The following is a 2835-nucleotide window of genomic DNA, read 5'->3' as shown; positions in this document are numbered from 1 at the left end:
GCAGCGAAGAATACCGCGACTCAGAAAAATACCAATACCGCCCCCGCGACTGGGACACCGCCACCCGCAACAACACCACCATCGCCCCCCTCATCACCCAACTCAACACACTCCGCAACAACCACCCCGCCCTCCAACAACTCCGCAACCTCCACTTCCACCACATCGACCAACCCGAACTCCTCGCCTTCTCCAAACGCCACCTCCACGACACCGTCCTCACCATCATCAACCTCAACCCCCACCAACCCCGCGAAGCCACCGTCCACCTCGACCTCCCCGCACTCGGCCTCCCCGACAACCCCCACCAACACCACACCGTCACCGACCAACTCGACGGCACCACCTACACCTGGACCCAAACCAACTACATATACCTCGACCCCCAAACACGACCCGCACACATCCTCACGTTCGAGCGGAACGATGGAGGACATGTGCGGGCCAGTGGGAGCCGCTCCGACGGGAGCATGGCCGGGGCGGACGGCACGACGGCGAGGTCGGGCCGGAAGCCGCCGCAGGCCGCCCGGAACCGGCGCCGGCCGGCGGCCGGGAGTTGAGCGTCAGACCGGCTCGGCGCCGAGCAGCCGGTCCTCGATGGAGCGGCAGCCGGTGAACACCGAGCCGAGCCCCTCCCGGTCGATGATCTCGCGGAGCCGGGCGGGCAGCGCGGGCAGCGCCAGGCAGCCGCCCTCGGCGGCGACGCGCCAGCGGATGCCGAGCAGGATCGGCAGCGGGTCGCAGCGGATGCCGAGGCGCTCGTGCATCCGCACCATGAGGTGCCGCAGGTTGCCCTCGACCAGCGTGGTCAGCGTCTCGCCGAGCCGCGGCACCGTCACCTCGTCCAGCGTGCCGGACAGGTGCACCACCGTGTGGTCACCGTCGCCGGCCTCCGTCGTAGTGATCATCAGCTCGGACGGGGCGGGCGGCGTCGGGGTGAGCCCGGCGTCCCCCGGGTGCAGGGCGCGGATGGCGTCGAGCACGTGCGTGGTGTCGACGTCGCGCGCCGTCCCGGCCGGGACGGGCGCGGCCGTCGCCGACGCGACGTCCGGGAACACCGGCACGAGCTGCGCCAGCCCGGTGAGGTGCAGCGCCCGCCGCACGTGCGCGGACAGCGCGGGGACCACGGCGCGCAGCGGGCAGCCGAGCAGCTGCGCCCGCGTCTCGGCGCGGGCCAGCAGGACCAGCCCGGCCGCGTCCAGCAGCACCGCGTCACCGAAGTCGACGACGACGCACGTGCGCCGCCGTCCGCGCGGCGGGCCGCCGGCGGCCCGGGGCCCGGCGGCCGGGGACCCCGCCGTCATCGACGCCGTCATCGAGAGGGCCCGGCTGACCCCCTCCCGGATGCCCGCGTAGTTCTGCCAGCTGATCTGCGCGGGCAGGCTGAGCACGATGAACCCTCGCCGGGTCTCGATGCTCAGGCCCGGCACGGTCGTGTCCTTCATACGTCACATCCCGATCGGGGTTCTGGCGGCCGCGCGCGCGGGCCGGGGCGGGGCGGTCAGGGTGGAGCCGGGCGGTCTGGACGCCGTCCGGCCGTCCGGATAGGGCGGCCGGCCGCCCCGCACGACGCCCGTCAGCCGGGACGCCGCGAGGCGCTCGATGGTCCGTTCCTCGGGCCGCAACCCGAGATGGGTGCAGCAGCACCACAGGTCGTCGACGCAGCGGCGCACGTTCTCAACCGGAATGTCGGCGAAGCGAACGCGCAACCGCGCCACGAGCTCATCGCGCGTCGGTACGACCGATGGCGACTTCTCCCAGCGCTCCACTGTCCCTCCGATCGCTCTGGACGGACGCTTTCCGTCCGAACTGATCAGAACCCGCCGCGGGGGCGGGTTCTGAGCTTGGAAATGACCTACCCGGGGCCTGCGGCAGAAAAAGCGACGAACCTAAAAACACGGACATGACACAACCGTCGCGCGGCAAGTCTTCGGGAAGCGCGGCGCCAGCGTCCGGGCCGTGGACGGCCGGGTTTTTGCGCTACTTTCCCGCCGCGTGCCCGGCGGCTGCCGGGCCGATGACCGTCCCGGGCCGTCCCGCGCGGGCTCGCACCGACCCGCACGGACTCGCACGGACTCGCACGGACTCGCACGGACTCGCACGGACTCGCACGGACCCGCGGACTCGGAGGGCCGAGGGGCGGTGCGCGACCGAAACGGGCCGGATAGTCACGGAGCGTACTGAATCTTTTACGGATGGTTGCCTGTCGCGAACGTCCCCGGCACCGGCGGCGGGAATTGCTGATCTAGATGTCTCCAACACACCCGGGGTGACCCATGCACGGCCAGCCGAAGAACTCCGCCCGCAGCACGTCCGACCAGGTCACCGAACCGGGCGCAGGCATCGGGCCCGTCCGGAGGGCGGCCGGGGCGCCGGCCGCCGGAGCCGTCCCGGATCCGTTCGACGAGAAGACGCCGCGCACGCCGCACTGGTTCAAGACGGCGGTGTTCTACGAGGTGTCGGTGCGCGGGTTCGCCGACTCCAACAACGACGGCTACGGCGACCTGCGCGGACTCATCTCCAAGCTCGACCACCTGCAATGGCTCGGCATCGACTGCCTGTGGCTGCTGCCCATCTACCACTCACCGCTCAAAGACGGCGGCTACGACATCGCGAACTACACCAGCATCCTGCCCGACTTCGGGGAGCTGGGGGACTTCGTGGAGCTCATCGAGCAGGCGCATGCGCGGGGCATCCGGGTGATCGCGGATCTGGTGATGAACCACACCTCCGACCAGCACCCCTGGTTCCAGGCATCCCGGACCGACCCCGACGGCCCCTTCGGAGACTTCTACATGTGGGCCGACGACGACACCGGCTACCCCGACGCCCGCA

3 protein-coding genes and 1 pseudogene are annotated in these 2835 nt (G+C 70.9%); 2 read left to right on the top strand and 2 right to left on the bottom strand.

All coding sequences use genetic code 11. The annotated features are described in order from the left end of the window. Positions 1-560, top strand: a pseudogene (locus ACA511_RS40555) (hypothetical protein); the annotation flags it as partial. Between the two features lie 3 nt (positions 561-563). Here the strand turns inward: ACA511_RS40555 and ACA511_RS40550 are convergent. Together ACA511_RS40550 and ACA511_RS40545 are read right to left on the bottom strand one after the other, a co-directional pair. Beyond that, a complete protein-coding gene (locus tag ACA511_RS40550; RefSeq protein ID WP_375030080.1) occupies positions 564-1445 on the bottom strand; it encodes an STAS domain-containing protein in 882 nt (293 codons plus the stop codon). Positions 1446-1448: 3 nt separating this feature from the next. After that, positions 1449-1769 carry a hypothetical protein gene (locus ACA511_RS40545; protein ID WP_375030079.1) on the bottom strand — a complete coding sequence of 107 codons (321 nt, stop codon included), beginning with the start codon at positions 1767-1769 and terminating at the stop codon, positions 1449-1451. 507 nt (positions 1770-2276) lie between these two features. Between ACA511_RS40545 and ACA511_RS40540 the strand changes: the two genes are divergently transcribed. Further along, a partial coding sequence (locus ACA511_RS40540; protein ID WP_375030078.1) for an alpha-amylase family glycosyl hydrolase occupies positions 2277-2835 on the top strand: 559 nt, incomplete at its 3' end.

It is taken from the genome of Actinomadura sp. GTD37 (assembly GCF_041951365.1).
GTDB lineage: Bacteria > Actinomycetota > Actinomycetes > Streptosporangiales > Streptosporangiaceae > Spirillospora.
This window is presented reverse-complemented; position numbering and strand designations above follow the sequence as displayed.

What these genes read in the sequence shown, in the direction of transcription:
- ACA511_RS40550 (WP_375030080.1), bottom strand. Translation starts at nt 1,445, where the DNA reads ATGAAGGACACGACCGTGCCGGGCCTGAGCATCGAGACCCGGCGAGGG.